This is a genomic window from Scytonema hofmannii PCC 7110, from assembly GCF_000346485.2.
Lineage (GTDB): Bacteria > Cyanobacteriota > Cyanobacteriia > Cyanobacteriales > Nostocaceae > Scytonema > Scytonema hofmannii.
Genome location: NZ_KQ976354.1, coordinates 1,031,734 through 1,048,799 on the forward strand (window position 1 = coordinate 1,031,734; position 17,066 = coordinate 1,048,799).

General features: G+C 40.7%; 16 protein-coding genes. 7 read left to right on the forward strand and 9 right to left on the reverse strand.

Features of this window, described 5'->3' with window-relative positions:
- Position 1: 1 nt before the first annotated feature.
- The gene (locus WA1_RS04455) at positions 2-1,975 is read right to left on the reverse strand and encodes an ATP-binding protein (RefSeq protein WP_017743257.1); all 1,974 of its coding nucleotides are present in this window, start codon (positions 1,973-1,975) and stop codon (positions 2-4) included.
- Between the two features lie 134 nt (positions 1,976-2,109).
- The gene (locus tag WA1_RS04460; RefSeq protein WP_017743256.1) at positions 2,110-2,394 is read right to left on the reverse strand and encodes a circadian clock KaiB family protein; all 285 of its coding nucleotides are present in this window, start codon (positions 2,392-2,394) and stop codon (positions 2,110-2,112) included.
- 592 nt (positions 2,395-2,986) lie between these two features.
- On the opposite strand from WA1_RS04460, the gene WA1_RS04465 reads away from it, so the two are divergent.
- From WA1_RS04465 to WA1_RS04475, 3 genes are all read left to right on the forward strand, one after another.
- A complete protein-coding gene (locus WA1_RS04465; RefSeq protein WP_017743255.1) occupies positions 2,987-3,277 on the forward strand; it encodes a hypothetical protein in 291 nt (96 codons plus the stop codon).
- Between the two features lie 7 nt (positions 3,278-3,284).
- Positions 3,285-3,572, forward strand: a complete 288-nt coding sequence (locus WA1_RS04470) for a hypothetical protein (RefSeq protein ID WP_017743254.1) — start codon at positions 3,285-3,287, stop codon at positions 3,570-3,572.
- A 337-nt stretch (positions 3,573-3,909) separates the two neighbouring features.
- Positions 3,910-4,608: an HAD family hydrolase gene (locus WA1_RS04475; RefSeq protein WP_017743253.1), complete on the forward strand. Its 699-nt coding sequence runs from the start codon at positions 3,910-3,912 to the stop codon at positions 4,606-4,608.
- 75 nt (positions 4,609-4,683) lie between these two features.
- Here the strand turns inward: WA1_RS04475 and WA1_RS04480 are convergent, their stop codons facing one another.
- Positions 4,684-4,863 carry a hypothetical protein gene (locus WA1_RS04480; protein ID WP_017743252.1) on the reverse strand — a complete coding sequence of 60 codons (180 nt, stop codon included), beginning with the start codon at positions 4,861-4,863 and terminating at the stop codon, positions 4,684-4,686.
- Between the two features lie 60 nt (positions 4,864-4,923).
- Here WA1_RS04480 and WA1_RS04485 point away from each other — a divergent pair, with 60 nt between their 5' ends.
- The gene (locus WA1_RS04485) at positions 4,924-6,483 is read left to right on the forward strand and encodes a transposase (protein WP_017743251.1); all 1,560 of its coding nucleotides are present in this window, start codon (positions 4,924-4,926) and stop codon (positions 6,481-6,483) included.
- A 152-nt stretch (positions 6,484-6,635) separates the two neighbouring features.
- On the opposite strand, the gene WA1_RS04490 is transcribed toward WA1_RS04485, so the two are convergent.
- The gene (locus WA1_RS04490) at positions 6,636-7,265 is read right to left on the reverse strand and encodes a CPP1-like family protein (RefSeq protein WP_017743250.1); all 630 of its coding nucleotides are present in this window, start codon (positions 7,263-7,265) and stop codon (positions 6,636-6,638) included.
- A gap of 1,127 nt (positions 7,266-8,392) precedes the next feature.
- On the opposite strand from WA1_RS04490, the gene WA1_RS04495 reads away from it, so the two are divergent.
- Positions 8,393-9,112: a response regulator transcription factor gene (locus WA1_RS04495; RefSeq protein ID WP_017743249.1), complete on the forward strand. Its 720-nt coding sequence runs from the start codon at positions 8,393-8,395 to the stop codon at positions 9,110-9,112.
- 404 nt (positions 9,113-9,516) lie between these two features.
- Here WA1_RS04495 and WA1_RS04505 read toward each other — a convergent pair whose 3' ends face one another.
- The 3 genes from WA1_RS04505 to WA1_RS04515 form a co-directional block, all read right to left on the reverse strand.
- Positions 9,517-9,714: a DUF2811 domain-containing protein gene (locus tag WA1_RS04505; protein ID WP_017743247.1), complete on the reverse strand. Its 198-nt coding sequence runs from the start codon at positions 9,712-9,714 to the stop codon at positions 9,517-9,519.
- A gap of 648 nt (positions 9,715-10,362) precedes the next feature.
- The gene (hisIE, locus tag WA1_RS04510; RefSeq protein WP_017743246.1) at positions 10,363-11,013 is read right to left on the reverse strand and encodes a bifunctional phosphoribosyl-AMP cyclohydrolase/phosphoribosyl-ATP diphosphatase HisIE; all 651 of its coding nucleotides are present in this window, start codon (positions 11,011-11,013) and stop codon (positions 10,363-10,365) included.
- Between the two features lie 168 nt (positions 11,014-11,181).
- Positions 11,182-11,367, reverse strand: coding sequence for a ChaB family protein (locus tag WA1_RS04515; protein ID WP_017743245.1), 186 nt, complete (start codon positions 11,365-11,367; stop codon positions 11,182-11,184).
- Between the two features lie 103 nt (positions 11,368-11,470).
- Between WA1_RS04515 and hemL the strand changes: the two genes are divergently transcribed.
- Together hemL and WA1_RS04525 are read left to right on the forward strand one after the other, a co-directional pair.
- The gene (gene hemL / locus WA1_RS04520) at positions 11,471-12,769 is read left to right on the forward strand and encodes a glutamate-1-semialdehyde 2,1-aminomutase (RefSeq protein WP_017743244.1); all 1,299 of its coding nucleotides are present in this window, start codon (positions 11,471-11,473) and stop codon (positions 12,767-12,769) included.
- 819 nt (positions 12,770-13,588) lie between these two features.
- Positions 13,589-15,205 carry a serine/threonine-protein kinase gene (locus WA1_RS04525; protein WP_026134632.1) on the forward strand — a complete coding sequence of 539 codons (1,617 nt, stop codon included), beginning with the start codon at positions 13,589-13,591 and terminating at the stop codon, positions 15,203-15,205.
- Positions 15,206-15,869: 664 nt separating this feature from the next.
- Here the strand turns inward: WA1_RS04525 and WA1_RS62065 are convergent.
- Positions 15,870-16,268, reverse strand: a complete 399-nt coding sequence (locus WA1_RS62065) for a hypothetical protein (RefSeq protein ID WP_017743242.1) — start codon at positions 16,266-16,268, stop codon at positions 15,870-15,872.
- A 27-nt stretch (positions 16,269-16,295) separates the two neighbouring features.
- Positions 16,296-16,904 (reverse strand): IS1634 family transposase, encoded by a 609-nt coding sequence (locus tag WA1_RS62070; RefSeq protein ID WP_017743241.1) that lies wholly within the window; start codon positions 16,902-16,904, stop codon positions 16,296-16,298.
- Positions 16,905-17,066 lie beyond the last annotated feature (162 nt).

Below are 17,066 nucleotides of genomic sequence, written 5' to 3' on the forward strand. Positions count from 1 at the left end.
GTTAAGCATGAACCAAATGAGCAATAGCAGTAGCCAACACGTTGGGTTCAACGGGCTTAGACATATGAAGCGTGAAGCCAGTCCCAAGCGATTGTTTTCGAGCCGTGTCACCCGAAAATGCAGTGAGAGCGATCGCTGGTACTTGACCACCTCGTTCGGGTGGTAAAGATCGGATTTCCCTAATCAGAGTATAGCCATCTATACCTGGCAATCCGATATCGCTAATTAGTAAATGTGGCGGTTGTTCAATCAACGATGTCAGCGCCTCATGTGCAGACGCAACAGCACGGACAGAAGCACCATAGTTTTCTAGGAGGACAACTAAAAAATCCCGATTATCTTGCTCATAATCCACAACAAGTACGCGAACTCCGCTTAAATCCACAACATCATTATTTTGAGCAGTGTCTTGATTTGTTAAGGAAGGAGAATGTAGTAATGGGATCTTCACAGTAAAAGTAGCGCCCTTGCTATCACCAAGACTTTCCGCTTGAACTGTTCCACCATGTAGTTCAACCATGTGACGAACGATAGGAAGACCTAAGCCTAACCCACCAAACTTCCTTGAGTAACTGCTATCTTGCTGGCGAAAATAATCAAATATGTAGGGTAAAAATTCTGGTTTAATACCTTTGCCTGTATCGCTTACTTGAATTTGAGCATATGAATCAATCTTTTCTAAACGAATTGTAACGCGTCCTGTAGATGGTGTAAATTTAACAGCATTAGAAAGCAAGTTCCAAATGACTTGTCGCAAACGCTTGGGATCGCCAAACACCAGACCTACATTGCTATCGAGTACAGTGACTATCTCAATTGATTTAGCGCGAGCTGCAAGACGCACGCTTTCAATGGCAGATGCTATCGTAGTTGTCAGATCGACAGCAACAGGGTTCACAGTTAATTTACCACTCAAAATTTTAGATACACTGAGTAAGTCATTCACAAGTTGTATCTGCAAGCGAGCGTTACGTTCAATAGTTACTAAAGCTTCAGAGGATTTAACAGGATCTAGCTTGCCACTTTGTAAAAGTTTTACCCAGCCTAATATGGGATTCAGTGGTGTTCGCAGTTCGTGGGAGAGAACGGAGAGAAACTCATCTTTGATACGGTTGGCTGCTTGAGCTTGTTCCAAAAGTTTAGTCCGCTCTTCTTCCGCCCGTTTAAGTTCGGTAATATCTCTTAAAGACACAAGATATGCTGTTTTTCCAGACCACTCAATTTCCACCACACGCATTTGAGCAATTTTGTCCGAGCAAGAGTCTACTACACTGCTTCGTTTATTGCAACTACGAATATCAACTTCTGTATTGTCACCACAAACAACAGGAAAGCCAAACAATTCACCTAACAGTTCCTCCGGTTTGCGACCAAAGAGATCCAGGGCTGCAGGGTTGATAAAACGTACAATACCTTGCTTGTCAACAACTATAATCCCATCAGCATTCTTAGCAATCAGCGTTTGCAACTGTATTTCAATTCTTTGCGCTGCTGCTTCAATCTGTTGGGAATGCTCTTTTTGCTGTCTGAGTTCTACTGTCTGTTTTTGCAGTTCTTGTTCTAAATCAATTTTTTGCGATCTATTCTTTGCTGGTGGTGTTTTTTTAGCAATTACCTGTTCTATAATTTTAGGAAGTCGTGCCAATTCATCTTGTAATAAGTAGTCTGTGGCTCCTGTTTTCATACACTTTACAGCCATAGAGACGCTATTTGTGCTGTTAAAAATGATAAAGGGAACATTTAGCCCTTCTGCTTGTGCCAAAAGCAATGCCTCTAAAGCCTCCATGTCTTTCAGGCGATATTCAGCAATAATGGCGTCCCATCCTAAATGTATATGAGAAAGATAATCTACTTTTGTTGAGATACACTTATACTTATAATTCTTTGCAAAGCTTCCCTGGTTTAACAACGCCAGGATATTCTTAGTTTTTTCAGGCAAGGCCAATAGAAGCAGGATATTAAATTGAGCATCCACTTTTTTAGGTTAAGTTGGTGAGTTGTTTATTATTATGAATAAATCATAATCACTTTTTGAGTCGAGAGCATATTACCCAAAGGCTTAAGTTTGTAACTCTTTCTATAGGAACAGAAGAGCTAATGCGTAATCTCTCACGATCGCTCTTGCGGAATATTCAGATCTAATACGACTGTTGGAGTGTCTGATAAATCCCCAACAATGCGTACTTTTGGCAAAGGCAATTCTTTGATTAAAGTAGGGGTCAATAAAATCTTTTCCGCTTCAGCAACCAGGGGCTGCTCGAGCACATCAATAATAATTATCTCATGTTTATTTTTCAGATGTAACTCACACAACTGAATTAAATTGGAGATGGCTTGCTGAGACCTATGTGTATATCCGGTAATGTAAAGTTTGAGCAAATATTTATCACTCATTGGTCCCTTCAGTCATAACCTGCGTGTATTTACTTTTCTTCATCGGAATTATTATAAGTTTGAATAATGTTATTTTTATTCAGACCAACGAAGTATTTCTGTTAACCGATGGTTAGGGAGACGAAGCGTCTCTATTATGCCAATAAGTTATTTGAACTATGTCTAAATACTTATAATCAAGAACCCCGACTTCTTAAAGAAGTCGGGGTTCTGAGTCTTTCAATTCCTACAAAACAGATAGGATTGCTATAGATAGAATTAGCCACAGTTATTTGATTGAAGATGCTGCCAATCAGTTCCAACACTAAGAGATGGTAACTGCAGTCAATTTTTATAGTCGTATGTAATTTTGTTAATAGGAACTGAAAACATTAGTCTGCGAGTTTGGTAGAGGTATTTCTTCTCTCCTCCTTTAAATGCTGAATCTGCAAGGCGACTACTTCAAGTCCCTCCAAATGAGTTATGAGGGCGGTTACTTAACCTCTACCGAGAGATTCACGCAATTATACCGATCTCAGACCATTCTTTTCTCAGTATAACAGAGGTAGCTTACCGTCTTTCAAGATGGCTTACTGTATTCATAGAGGGAAATATGCCAGAGACGTTTTTATCAACTGGCTGTGATTCTAGTTTATTACAAGAAATTAGTGCGTGTCTTTGCCAAACAATTATTACTATTCAAGAACAACAGCCAGAGTTACTAGTTGAGAAGTATAGAAATGTTGCTTGGCGTAGCGATCGCACTCAATCTAGTTTAAAAGCTAAAATAACAGAAGTGTTTGCTAAATATCAAGACGAAGATACACGATTTGAGCAGTTACAAAATTTCTTAAAATCTCTGTTAATTCCTCAAGCTTTCCATTCAAAAATATTAATTTTCTAGAAAAAATTTGTCAAATAATTTTCTTGTTCAAAATAAATCTTCATCCAGTATTAACTCTATTGATGAGTTAGAGCAAGCTTTAAGAGTAATTTTGAAAAGTTTAATCAATCAATCCCAAGAAGGTTACGTTATTCAAGGGATTTTAGGAGGTGAACTACATAAACGATATGGAGAAGGAATAAACAAAATGCTTAAACGGTTACAATTTGATGGTAATTTTACACAATTCTTAGAGTTTTCTAAATCAGTTAAACTGGACAAAACTGAAAAAAATTATCGAATTACTCTAATCTAGATGCTCTAGTACTTCGCCACACTAAGTTTGCTAGGTAAAACAACATTCAAACTCATCATATGTCCCTCTTACTTTGTGCTATGAGCGTCTTTGTGGTTTTTTAATAACCTAGCAGGCGTTGATGTGGCGGACTACTAGTACTTGACTCTAAGCCAAAAAGTATTATGTAAAATTTTATGAAGAAAGGTAAATAATTGTATACAAAATAAAGTCGTCGTTATTGTTGGTGTCGCTGGTGGATTGATAAGCAATCCAAAATACATTAATCAAGTATTTAAAACTACACCATCGCATCAATTGGGATAATCTGTAAGTAAATTTTCAGTTTTTAAAAGAAATGTTAAGAATTATTACTGATTTTGACGGTCCTATTATTGATGTTTCCGAACGTTACTACCGTGTTTATGAATACTGCTTGCAGAAAATCCGACGCCCTGGACAACAAGTTCGAGAACTCTCTAAAGCAGAATTTTGGCAAATGAAGCGATCGCGTGTTCCGGAAAAGCAAATTGGTGTTATATCTGGTCTTGATGAAGCGCAAGCACAAGAATTTTCTCAACTGCGAAAGCAAACCGTCCATACCCAACCTTATTTCGAGTACGATACGTTAGCCCACGGTGCGGTTGAGACTCTCTCAAAAGTTCAAAGTGCTGGTATTGACTTGGTTGTCATGACAATGCGTAGAGAACGGGAACTGGACTATGCTTTCAAAAAATACGATTTAGGTAGATTTTTTCCAGAAACCCGTTGTTACTGCCTCAGCAACGATTACATCAAAACTCGCGACACTGATGATAAACCTTTGTTAATGGCAAGAGCTATAAGGGAACTTCCCCCTGCGATTAACACTTGGATGGTGGGAGATACGGAAGCTGATATCATTTCTGCCAAAAAGCAAGGCATTAAGGTGATAGCTGTGGAATGCGGCATTCGCGATCGCGCCCAACAAGAACTTTACCACCCAGATTTAATTGTAAAAGATTTCAGTTCTGCAGTGAATTCACTTCTAGAGCAGTCATTGCAACCGATTAGTTAATTGCTAATGGCTAATCGATAATAGCAATTAGCCATTAGCGGTTGAACAGTAAGCCTTAAATCTATGTAAATCTGGTTAATCTTGGTTTTCCCAATTGGCTAACCAGATTTCTAACTCTTCTCGTAGCTTAATTTTCCAATCGGGGATTGCCATGATTCTTTCTCTGAGTCCCGGCTTGAGGTTAATTTGCAATGCAGAGCGGTCAAGTGGAGCATTTGACACAAAACCTTGTTTGTTATTTTTCTGAAAAGGCATTGATGTTTATTATATATGTTGATATAGTAACACATATCAGTCATAAAAGGGAAATATCAAATGGCTTTGAGCAAAAAACAACGACAAACTGAATACACTTATACTCAGGTTGTTCCTGTTGTTTTTTGCTCTGACTCTTCACAAGTAGACCGAATCATGCATTTGTGTGGCATCCCTAGATCCCTGACTTATAACAAACTCGGTTCCTTACAAGGATGGGGATTGGATTGGAAAAAAGCAGATTCCATTGTCAGAGCGATAATTAAACCAGAACGGGTTAATCTACCCAGTAAATTATGGGAGTGGTCAGTTAATGACACCATGAAAGCAATTTCTGCACAACAGTCAGCAGCCAAAGTTTTTCTAATACAGGAAATATGGCGTAAATATCCCATAACTAGCAATACTCTACAACGATTGAAGTGGGTAGAAGAGAATAAAGGTAAGAAAAAGGGAGATGAACTGAAAGCCGTTAAACAGAAAGGCTTGGAATTATTTCCACCTTGTTCAGTTGAAATAGCTCGAAATAGATTATTTGAGTTATTAAACACAGATCCAACTCAAGATAATTGGCTCCATCGTAAATTCCGCGCTCGATATCAACGAGGACACACATTTGTCAGAAATCAAATAGTTTACCAGAGTCAAGGCTACGTCTGTAAGCGGATTAACCGTCACTCTGTTGAGTTACAAATCCAAGGGCTAGAGCGTGGTAAAAGAATCATCCTAAAACTAAGATGCCGTTATATCATTAAAGGTCAGATTCGAGTCATTCTTAATGAACTTGGTTCACTTGAAGTACACTGTACGAGATCGCTCTGGCTAATTCTACCTTCGGGTAAGCCTACTCAAAAATTGGGAATTGATAAAGGTTATACAGAAGGATTTTATACTTCAGAGGGAAAAACGATTGCACCTGGTCTTGGTAAATTGATGACTGAAAAAACCGAGCGCATTGCCAAGACCAATCGCAATCGATATCGAATTAGAGCTTTTGGGGAAAGCATTGCACCACAAGATCCTCAAAAGGCTTCCCGTATCCTAAAAAATAATTTAGGTTATAAAGTAAAGTCTCGGAAATTAAAGCGCGAGAAAGAAACCATTAAAAATTTTATTCGCTCTGATTTACGACGGAATATCACAACGCCCGTCGATATCATTTGCGAGGATCTCACTCAACCAATTCAGGGTAAGCAACAAGCGAAACGCATCAACCGCAAGCTGAACTCTTGGATGAAGGGAGAATTACAGGCTTCATTGGAGAAAATCTCTGTGGAGACAGGATCGACAAGATCGTTTGTCAATCCTGCTTACACGTCGCAAGTAGATCATCTGACTGGAACGCTATTAGGTTCTAGAAAAGGAGATCGCTTTATTCGTTACACGGGGGACGTGATTCAAGCCGATTGGAATGCATCGATAAATATTTGCATTCGAGCCACAGACAACAATATCACAAGATATATGAAATCGGGTGATGTTGAATCTGAGTTATTAACTCGGACTGTGGGATACTTAGCTTCTATTGGGAAGTCGGTGACTGATGCATTAAATCTTGGGTGGCTTAAACCTAAATTTAAAGCAAAAGCGCTCAAACTTGAAGAAAAGTATCACTCTTAGGGGTAGCGAGTTAGGTCACTCTCCAATGGCTGGAAGTTTAAACCAATTAAACAACAACGCTCTAACAGCAGTAACCAGTGTGGATGATACCAGCAATTAAAGACATTTCTACGTATTGCATAGCTTTGCCTAGATTTAGTTTACCCCATTAGCTACTTTAAAAAACTACTAATAAGCCATAGCAACACAAACGCTACAACCGTAGAGAACTGATTTTGATTTAGATTAATAAATTGTTGTATTTGCGGCACTATCCAGGCTGCAAGGAGTCCTCCTACTATCAGACCCAGAATTAAACCGAGAAGCGTAAATAGAACAGATCGACCAAATTTACCTTCCTTGCGACTTAGAAAGTAAATACAGACACCAATGCCTAACAGCAGTGCCATTTGCAACACGGGATCGCCACCAGCTCGATAAAACACGCTGATAGTACTTAAACCAAGATACCAAACCCCTGGTAGTAAGATATCCTGAGGCATTGGCTTATCTAACATTTTTTGCAGCCACAAAGGCGATTGCTCGCGTGGGCTTTGGGTTTCTTTAGGGGGTGCTTGTACAAGCCTTTCTGGATACCGGATGCGTTCTGGAACTTTGATTTTGCCTTCCTGGCGCATTTTCAAGCGCTCCATTAAAATCGCATCATATGCCGCCTCTATGACTTCTAGACGCTTTGCATCACCACTGTACTGTTCCAGTAGACGACTGCGAACATCTTGAATTTCATCGAAGCTCGCATCCTCAGATACCCCAAGTTTTTCGTAAGGATTTTGCTCACTCATCTAAAAACTTCCGGAAGTGTGGAAACCGTGCGGCTGTCTTCCCACGGAGGAAACACGACACGGCCTAATTTATTAGGCGTTACCCATACCGCCTTGGAGGTACTCAATTCCGTGTAGTTTTGCGTTCTACTTTCGTTCGGGCAGTTACGAACTAAAATCTTTCCCTCTGTCGGCATATGATTTTTGCTCAAATGAGCTTCGCTTTCGCGGTAATGTGAGCCTTGCCAAGGTTATTAGTCGGTACTTTTTAGACAGCACTGGCTTACCCCTCGTAAACCTGTTTAACCATCTAATTCCAGAGCTACAGACTGGCCTGATTGCATCCGTAGGTGGGACTTTAACACTTACTAATAACGTAGTACTCCGGGTACTTAGGCGGGTCAGCTAACTAAAACTTGGGGGCGCGAAGCCCCGTCACTTTAGTGCGGGGTGCTGACGGAAGTTTGTAACTTTAGCCTCAATCGGCGGCAATCTTTTGTTAAAGAAAAACTACTTTAAGTTGAAGTTGGTTGGAACGAATGCTTTGATTAATTCGTATAACCTACCTGGATATTAACATGGGCAACTTCTATTGACCTAGTAGTTTTAACTATAGACACTTTAACACATGAAAAGAACTCCGTGTATCCCCTCATGCCGTTCCTTCACTGTGGCTTTACTCTAGAATTTGAGCAAAAAGTACATTCAAGGCATTTTTGATGAAAAACTATCTTTTCTTTTTTAGATTTGGCAACTTAGCTGTACCATAGTCCAGTTTTAAATAATTAGCCTCCTAATTCCTTGTGTCATCTAGCCGCATATCGATTTAAAATTAAGACTGTTTTAAATTTCTGCGTCGGGGTAGCAGAGTGTCCGGTGACTACCCACTTGCCATGGCTAAGGTTGAGAGCATCTGCTAACAGGACACAAGGTTAACCACAGAAACCTAAATTTCATCTCAAGGGTGGCATTGCCAAAGTCTTCGCGCTTTATTTGTTAAAAATCCTGATTACTACACTAGTATTTGAATAATCAGGGCATAAGTGCCTTAGCCTTGTAAATTCATATGACTCTCAAAGTGGAAACCGTAGCATCTACGGAATCCGTCTGTTAATCCTATAAATTTTTTTTTGTGCAAAGTGATGGTCATGGCTCCTGCCAAGATTCTTGTTGTTGACGACGATCCTGCGGTTCGGAATTTAATCCAACGCTTCCTGATCAAACAGAGCTATCAGGTAGAAGCAGCCGAAGATGGTAAAACCGCCCTGGCGCTCTTTGAGCAATTTAACCCGGATTTGGTAATATTGGATGTCAATTTACCAGACGTAATCGGGTTTAACCTCTGCCAAGAGATGCAAAGTCGAAATGGCGTTTTTGTGCTCATGCTTACTAGCCGCGCCGATGAAGCTGATAAAATTCGGGGTTTTTCAAAAGGCGCTGATGACTACCTCACCAAACCATTTGGTTTGGGAGAACTAGAAGTTAGGGTCGCAGCCATTTTAAGGCGACAGCGTGTCGTAACTACGGCAGAACAAAAACGCTTGGTGTTTGAAAAGTTAATGATCGACCCCGTGCGGCGAGAAGTTACACTTAACAGCCTACCAGTACCCCTAACTGCTCTAGAGTTTGATTTGTTACATTTCTTAGCTAGCCATCCAGGTCGAGTTTGGCGGCGGGCTGAACTTATTCAGGAGGTTTGGGATTATGAATATGTCGGCGACCAACGGGTTGTAGACGTACATATAGGTCAAATTCGCAAAAAAATTGAAGCGGATGCTAGTCAACCCGCCTTGATTCAGACCGTGCGTGGTGTTGGATATAAGTTTGAATGCCCCTCTCAACCCCAACAGGGTGACAAAATTCAATAGCATTCATTCATGCCTATTGTTAGGTGCAGCAAAACAAAGTGAATGGCAACTGCTTTCTTGGGAAAAATGGAAAAGTCCCATGCGCTAATCTCTCCTAACTGCAATTATTACTCTCTTGAAGAACTCGGGACTGGCGAGTGGGGAAGTTTCCCAATCCCCACTCGCCAATCTTTTGGAAATAGGGACTGGCGAGTGGTAGAGACGCGCCATGGCGCGTCTCTACAGGAGTAGGGGGAAGAAATTTTCATGCCCTCGTTGTGGGCGCTCGCCCGTGGGTATCTAGCTTGAAAAAACTTCGAGCGGTGTGTTGTACCGCTCGAAGTTTTTATATTTCTTTGATTTTGCCTAAATTTAATGCACGAGAGAATCTCTTATCCCCAAACTCTTTCTGACCAATCAAGTAATTAACAATGGTGAAATAAAGTTTCTAAGTAAACACGAGCCGCACGGCGATCGCTTTCTCCATTTTGAAGTAAAAACAGGGACAGAGCTGCTGTCATGACGCGGTTTTGATCCCAATCAGGATGTGTTTCTAGATAAATTTTGAGAGATTCGTGGAGTGCTTCCGGAATTTCAGTAAAGATTCCAACTGTCGTATTCATGAGATTTTTCTCCTTTGAAGTTCATCATTGAGGTAACCTTGCTTGTAGTGGAGCCACCAGAGGGAACACAAACCCAAGAGCCTTCTGGCAGCAAACAATGGATGCTTAGGTAAATTTACACAGCAACTCAAAGGACTAAAAGAGCAAGCCGCACCATTTTGCGCCAAAAGGGGGTAGGGTTGTCAATGCTGCGAAATGTTAAGAAGTCATCTATAGAAAATCAGGACTTACGCAAATCTAAGGGTTTCAGGTTAGTTTTTGTAACATTTCTTAATGTTAACTCAGTCTTCAGAGTTGGATAACAGTAGAAGTAAAAAATCCCCAATGGAACAGCAAAAGCTCATAACATCATCAAGCCTCTGTGGAAAACAACATAATACCTGTGGAAACCTTGTGGAATGAGTGAGGAAAATTAGGACGAATGATAAGAATTACAAACAGTGACCAGTGACCAGTGACCAGTGACCAGTGACCAGTGACCAGTGACCAGTGACCAGTGAGATTTAATAGGGCTGCAACTCATGATTTTGCAGCCCTGCTGATTGGGAATACGCTCGCAATTTTGCTACACCTTAACCAAATGGGGAGTAGGGGTAAAAACTTTTAAGATTCACCGTAGAGCTTTCTTAATCCAAAATCCAAAATTCTTTATTTCCGCCTTTCTTGCAACTTGCGATAAACTGCTTTGATATCAACGTTATGATGAGCCAATGCAACAAGAGCATGGTAAAATAGATCCGCAACCTCCCCGGCGATCGCATCTGGTTCATCATCCTTAAAAGCCATCACAACCTCAGCACTTTCTTCGCCGATCTTTTTCAAAATTTTGTTATCACCACCTGCCAACAACTTACAGGTATAAGAATCTTCTTTTGGATTGTCGCGGCGATCGCAAATCACAGAAAAAATTTGTGACAGTGTACTCCCCGGTGGTGGGACAATTTTCCCATTAACTTGATGAAAGCAACTACGTTCTCCCGTGTGACAGGCAATATCTCCTCTCTGCTCTACACCAACAAGTAGTGCATCACTGTCACAATCATATCGAATACTTTTCACCTTCTGTATATGCCCAGAAGTTTCTCCCTTATGCCAAAATTCTTGTCGAGAACGGCTCCAAAACCAAGTTTCTCCACTTTCCAAAGTCTTTTGTAAGGACTCCCGATTCATCCATGCCATCATCAGAACAGTGCCATCCAAATAGTCCTGAACAATAGCGGGTACTAGTCCTTTTTCGTCGTAATGAATGCTTTCTAAAGGAATGGCATTATATAATGACTTGACATCAGAAGACAACATACCAACTGCTTTTTTCTTCGGTAAATTATAGTTCTTGGCTTCACGATACCATTCAACAGCGCAGTTGGTATGCTTTTTCTAGGCTACTTTTTTCCCTGACTTTAAACAGTACTCCTGTGCAATGAGGATTGTATTACGAATCCCTGGTCACTGGTCACTGGTCACTGCTCAAACGATGTTCCTGTACATTGCCGATTGCATTTTCACTGCACTCAACGCGACTCGGTGAGCTTTTGGTGCTTCACCGTACCAGTGGATCGCCGAGTTAAAAGCAGCTCGGTACAGATCCTGGTATCCCTCAGAAAGGCGAGTGCGAATTTCCAAAGGCAAGTCTTGATTGGACTTGTATAACATATTGTTACTTTCCTGGTTCAGCTATTTTACTACGATAGTAGTTCTAGACAGTGTTTACCCCTATCCTAGGATAGAGCGTTGTTTCCTAATGTAGGTGAGAACCTTGGTAAATACAACAATTAAAACTACAAAATCACAAGAAATCTTTGCCTCTGCCCAAAATTTAATGCCGGGAGGGGTAAGTTCACCCGTGCGAGCTTTTAAATCCGTAGGTGGACAGCCCATCGTTTTTGACCATGTCAAAGGCGCGTACATTTGGGATGTGGATGGTAACCAGTACATTGACTATGTAGGAACATGGGGACCTGCCATCTGCGGACATGCTCACCCTGAAGTGATTGCAGCACTGCATGAAGCATTAGACAAGGGTACAAGCTTCGGTGCGCCAAGCGTGCTGGAAAACGTCTTGGCTGAAATGGTAATTGATGCTGTTCCGAGCATTGAAATGGTAAGATTTGTTAACTCCGGTACAGAAGCTTGTATGGCGGTTCTAAGGCTGATGCGAGCTTTTACCAAACGTGACAAAATTATCAAGTTTGAGGGTTGCTACCACGGTCATGCCGATATGTTTTTAGTAAAAGCAGGCTCTGGTGTAGCAACATTGGGTTTACCCGACTCCCCTGGAGTTCCCAAATCAGTCACCAGTCACACCCTCACAGCGCCTTTCAACGATCTAGAAGCAGTCAAAGCCCTATTTGAGGAAAACCGTGACGAAATTGCTGGTGTGATATTAGAGCCAGTCGTTGGGAATGCTGGTTTCATTACCCCTGATGCTGGCTTTCTAGAAGGATTGCGGGAACTCACCAACGACCACGGGGCATTGTTGGTATTTGATGAGGTGATGACAGGCTTCCGCATTGCTTACGGTGGTGCTCAAGAGAAATTCGGCATTACCCCCGATTTGACAACACTCGGTAAAATTATCGGCGGTGGATTGCCTGTAGGAGCTTATGGCGGTCGCCGAGATATCATGTCAATGGTTGCTCCAGCAGGTCCCATGTACCAAGCAGGAACTCTCTCTGGTAATCCTTTGGCAATGACAGCAGGAATTAAAACGTTGGAATTGTTGCAAAAACCAGGAACTTACGAGTATCTTGACCGAATTACCCAGAAATTATCAAATGGCTTGCTGCAAGTTGCCAAAGAAACAGGTCATGCAGCCTGCGGCAGTCATATCAGCGGTATGTTTGGTTGGTTCTTTACCTCAGGTCCAGTCCACAGCTACGAGGACGCTAAAAAGTCTGACACAGCCAAGTTCGGACGCTTCCATCGCGGTATGTTAGAGCGCGGTGTTTATTTAGCACCATCGCAGTTTGAGGCTGGGTTTACCTCGATCGCTCACACAGAAGAAGATATTGATCGGACACTGCAAGCTTCCCGTGAGGTCATGTCTAGTTTGTAAATTCTAAATTATGAATTATGAATTTTTGATCGTTCATAATTCATAATTTTTTACATTTCCAAGAAATAAATCATCCCAGGAATGTGGGACGGGCCGGGACGCCCGTTCCACAAGAGTGAGGTTGACTCTCGGTTGTGCTAGTTAAAGAATTATTAGCTTAGTAGGGGGATTAGCTTAGTGGCGGGCGGGGACGCCCGCACTACAAGAAATTTTGGGACATTTTTTATTTGGAAGTCCCTATGCGGCTGACTTGTCAAAAAAATAGTAATAGATTATACTAACGCTGTGCGGAGAAAACAAAACCTGCTTTCTCTTTCCTCAGCGCCCTCAGCGTCCTCTGCGGTTCAAAAAACAAGTTCACAAATATAGCGATTCAAGAATCGACGCACGTAGGGGCGCAAGGCCGCCGCGTCCCTAAAATTGGATGTATTTGACACAACTGAAAATTGCTATAGAAAATCAATAGAAAAATATCTATAGCTAAGGAAATATCTGGTCTTTCTTAAAGATAGCAAAAAGAATTTTTTCAATCAAAATAAGAACTTTCCTTTAGAGGAATAATGAAGTTTTGAAAATCCAGAACTTTGACATTTGAATTTTGAAGAAATACACCTTAACAACAAGCGGAGTATAGCTTAGTAGAGACGATCTAGTAGATATTCGTGAGTTTACGATTGCTTCACGCAACACTAGCCCAACTTTAGCAACTCTTCAATAGAAATCCAGAGAAAATGACCTGGCAAAAATGGATTTTGAACCTAATAATGAGATAAGAGTTCAACACTCATCATCATCATTCGTGTAGCGAGTTGACTGTACATGAGCTACTGCATAAATCCCACGTGTTCCAATCCCGAAAATTTAGCATATAGCGACAGGTGTCAGTCTTGTGGCTCGCGACTGCTAATGCGCGATCGCTATCGCATCATTAAAGCCTTAGGTCAGGGTGGTTTCGGTGCAACCTTTTTAGCTGAAGATGAGGCGTTACCGGGAGAACCAAGTTGCGTCATCAAGCAACTGCGTCCTTCAGGGACAGCGCCCCATATCTTGCAAATGGCACGGGAACTTTTCGAGCGAGAAGCTGTTACTTTAGGTCGGATTGGGAACCATCCCCAAATACCCCGCTTGCTGGACTATTTTGAAGACCGCGAACAATTCTACCTAGTTCAGGAATATATCAATGGTCCAACTTTACAGCAGGAGATCAAACGCAATGGAGTTTATAGCGAAGCAGGAGTTAAGCAGTTTTTAAGCGAGCTTTTGCCGTTACTGCAATACATCCACGAACGAAAAGTGATTCACCGCGATATTAAACCGGCAAACATCATTCGTCGTTCTCAAGATTGTAGATTAGTGCTGATCGATTTTGGTGCTGTTAAAAACCAAGTACAAACATTAACAAACCAATCCGAACAGACTGCATTAACGGCATATGCAATTGGCACCCCTGGTTTCGCTCCTCCAGAACAAATGGCAATGCGTCCCGTCTTTGCAAGCGATATTTACGCGCTAGGCGTGACCTGTATTTACTTACTGACTGGCAAATCTCCTAAAGATATAGATTACAATCCCACAACAGGAGAAATGCAGTGGGAACGACTTGTTTACATTAGCGACCACTTAACTGAAGTCCTGCGGAAGATGCTCGAAGTATCAGTTCGCAATCGATACCAGACAGCAGAGGAAGCACTCAGAGCATTAGCACTCGAACCTTACTTAGATAGTTTGGCACAAGGGATGGTGGTGCGATCGCAAACTGGTGTAAAAGAGCGATCCTCGAACCATTTAGAAGAAGAAAAAGTTTTTTCTAACGTTCGTTCTGCTCATACTTCTGGAGGACAAGGAGTAGCACAGATGGCAGCTGCCATTCGAGCCAGAAGAGCCAAAATGCCAGAAGGTACAGGTTTGAATGGAGTCGCAACACAAAGAGTGATGACAATGAAGTCTACCACTCTCGCTAGCAGTCATAGCGGCTCCTCTGGGGATAATAAGTCTCAAACTCCGCGTAAATTGGATACTCAGGGTTTACTTACAGCTTACATGAAAGGGAGAAGAGATTTTGCCCTGTACAATTTAAATCTACTCAACTTGCAAGGTGCTGACTTATCAGGGACTAATTTCCATAGTTCTCAATTACAAAATGTTAATTTTCAAGGAGCTAATCTTAACAGTAGCGATTTTGGACGAGCTAGCCTCAATCGAGCAAATCTTAAAGATTCCAATTTGACAAAGGCATATCTTAATAATGCCGATCTAGAAGGAGCCGATCTTCGGGGAGCAGATCTCAGCTTGGCATACCTCAACGGTGCAAATCTTCGAGGGGCGAATCTGTGTGGAGCTAATTTAACTGGGGCTAAAATTTCTGATGAGCAATTGGCATTAGCGAAAACAAACTGGATGACTGTGCGTCCCAATGGTCGGCGAGGCTTATTGTGATTTTAGATTTTATATTTTCTAATAAGCAAACACCCGGTTTTTGAAAAACTGGGTTTTGCGCCTTGTAAGAAAGCAACATCTATATAGTTATAGCAATCCTAAATCATTCGTGAAAACTTAGATCCCCGACTTCTTTGAGAAGTCGGGGATCTGGACACTACGGGCGACTAATCCCGTGAATTTATCAATAACCTCAAAAATCTGCGACTAGCCTTGCTTTCCTAAGAAAGAATTGCAGTACAGTCTCTTCTCTAGAAATAATATCGGCTGTGCCCTCCATCCCTAATTGCACAGAACACAGTTTTTCACCTTGATATAACCCCCCTTCCGCACCCTAACTGTCACAAACAGTAATTACCGAACAGATTCTTCAAAAGAAAGAATAAAATTATACTGCACTTTGAGAAAGAACAAGTGAGAAAGCGTAAAAACAGGGATTGAACACATTTAGGTCATTCTCAAGAAAAAGCAATAAGAAAAAAATTGTGATTTGCGCTCTGAGATAAGTAAAGCTTTATGGTCACAGAATTAATTGATAATTTGATTTATATATGAAGCTCTGAAATAATCTAATTAGGCATAACTATTGAGAGCTATTATATAAAGCTAAAAATAGCTCAGAAGATAAGTTATCAAAGTGAAAAACAGATTATAGAGAGAAGAGTTAGGTTATGACTTGATAGTAACGATGACAACTTTCGGGAAATAGCTTCAGAATAAAATCTCGTTCTGGTGTCCAATTAGAAACTTTGATTTCTTGATAATAGCTAACAACATGAATTGACTGAAAGTTTTGAAAAATCCACTTTAGCGTGGGATTGTATATAGGTTTTCCTAACTGATTCTTCACCGTTAATTGTGATTCGTATAAAGCCAGTCTTATTTGTCTCTGTGCTAACTTATAAACTAATAAGCATAACCCCATGACCATGGCTAGTGCCTCGATTCTTTCTGGTCTTTTCAGATAAACACTATATAAAGCACAATCTGCCACCATTAAACTCTCGAATTGAACTTGATTTTTATACTCAACAGCAATGTGTCCAAAATATGAAGAATCCACTTGATTCCCGGATGCTGACTTAAAAAATCATGGAATATCTGCATCTCCTGTACATATTAATTCTATTAAAAATTGTTTTAAATCTGGTCTATGATCTCTTGAATATCCATAAGTCACATTTATTGCTTGTTTTGATTTTGACTGCCAATTTTCTTCACCCAGTTCATTCTCTATGTTGGCATTTTCAAATATGACTTCTGGTAAAGGTGTTATGTATTTTCCATGTACGTGTATTGATGACGAATCTAGGTGTGATGTTGTTGTCTGTATTTGAAATTTCTTGACAACATTTAAGCTGACTGCTAAAAATATGCTTTCTAATCCAGTCAGAAACATTTTATCCATGACTCTGCCAAGTTTATCATCATTTAAATATTCCGCTTTGACTCCTGAACCTATCAAATGTTCACAAGGGATTGACTCAAAAAATTTAGGAAACATATATAAAGGTTGAGAAACAAAACCTAATCCATTTAAAATCATAGCTTTCACTACGTGTCCAGCACTTACTTTTTCATCTTCTTCTTTGCCCACAAGATTATTAATAATTTCTACTAATCCTATTTCATCCACTATTCCGGCCACTATCCCTAAATGGTCTAGGTTCTGTATTTTCATCTCTTCAATATTCAACATCACAACAGAATTCTCCCAATTAATTCTGTTTCAATTCTTCTACATTTCTTCTACTAAACTTCAATTTTTCTATTTCTTTTATTTTTCTGACTCCATTCTCAAGTGGAGTCAATTCCCTTGAGAATGGGAATATATCTCTATCACTCTTAGAGCTTAATGCTA

What these genes read in the sequence shown, in the direction of transcription:
- WA1_RS04460 (WP_017743256.1), bottom strand. Translation starts at nt 2,394, where the DNA reads ATGAGTGATAAATATTTGCTCAAACTTTACATTACCGGATATACACAT.
- WA1_RS04465 (WP_017743255.1), top strand. Translation starts at nt 2,987, where the DNA reads ATGCCAGAGACGTTTTTATCAACTGGCTGTGATTCTAGTTTATTACAA.
- WA1_RS04475 (WP_017743253.1), top strand. Translation starts at nt 3,910, where the DNA reads ATGTTAAGAATTATTACTGATTTTGACGGTCCTATTATTGATGTTTCC.
- WA1_RS04480 (WP_017743252.1), bottom strand. Translation starts at nt 4,863, where the DNA reads ATGCCTTTTCAGAAAAATAACAAACAAGGTTTTGTGTCAAATGCTCCA.
- WA1_RS04485 (WP_017743251.1), top strand. Translation starts at nt 4,924, where the DNA reads ATGGCTTTGAGCAAAAAACAACGACAAACTGAATACACTTATACTCAG.
- WA1_RS04490 (WP_017743250.1), bottom strand. Translation starts at nt 7,265, where the DNA reads ATGAGTGAGCAAAATCCTTACGAAAAACTTGGGGTATCTGAGGATGCG.
- WA1_RS04495 (WP_017743249.1), top strand. Translation starts at nt 8,393, where the DNA reads ATGGCTCCTGCCAAGATTCTTGTTGTTGACGACGATCCTGCGGTTCGG.
- WA1_RS04505 (WP_017743247.1), bottom strand. Translation starts at nt 9,714, where the DNA reads ATGAATACGACAGTTGGAATCTTTACTGAAATTCCGGAAGCACTCCAC.
- hisIE (WP_017743246.1), bottom strand. Translation starts at nt 11,013, where the DNA reads ATGTTGTCTTCTGATGTCAAGTCATTATATAATGCCATTCCTTTAGAA.
- WA1_RS04515 (WP_017743245.1), bottom strand. Translation starts at nt 11,367, where the DNA reads ATGTTATACAAGTCCAATCAAGACTTGCCTTTGGAAATTCGCACTCGC.
- WA1_RS04525 (WP_026134632.1), top strand. Translation starts at nt 13,589, where the DNA reads ATGAGCTACTGCATAAATCCCACGTGTTCCAATCCCGAAAATTTAGCA.
- WA1_RS62070 (WP_017743241.1), bottom strand. Translation starts at nt 16,904, where the DNA reads ATGTTGAATATTGAAGAGATGAAAATACAGAACCTAGACCATTTAGGG.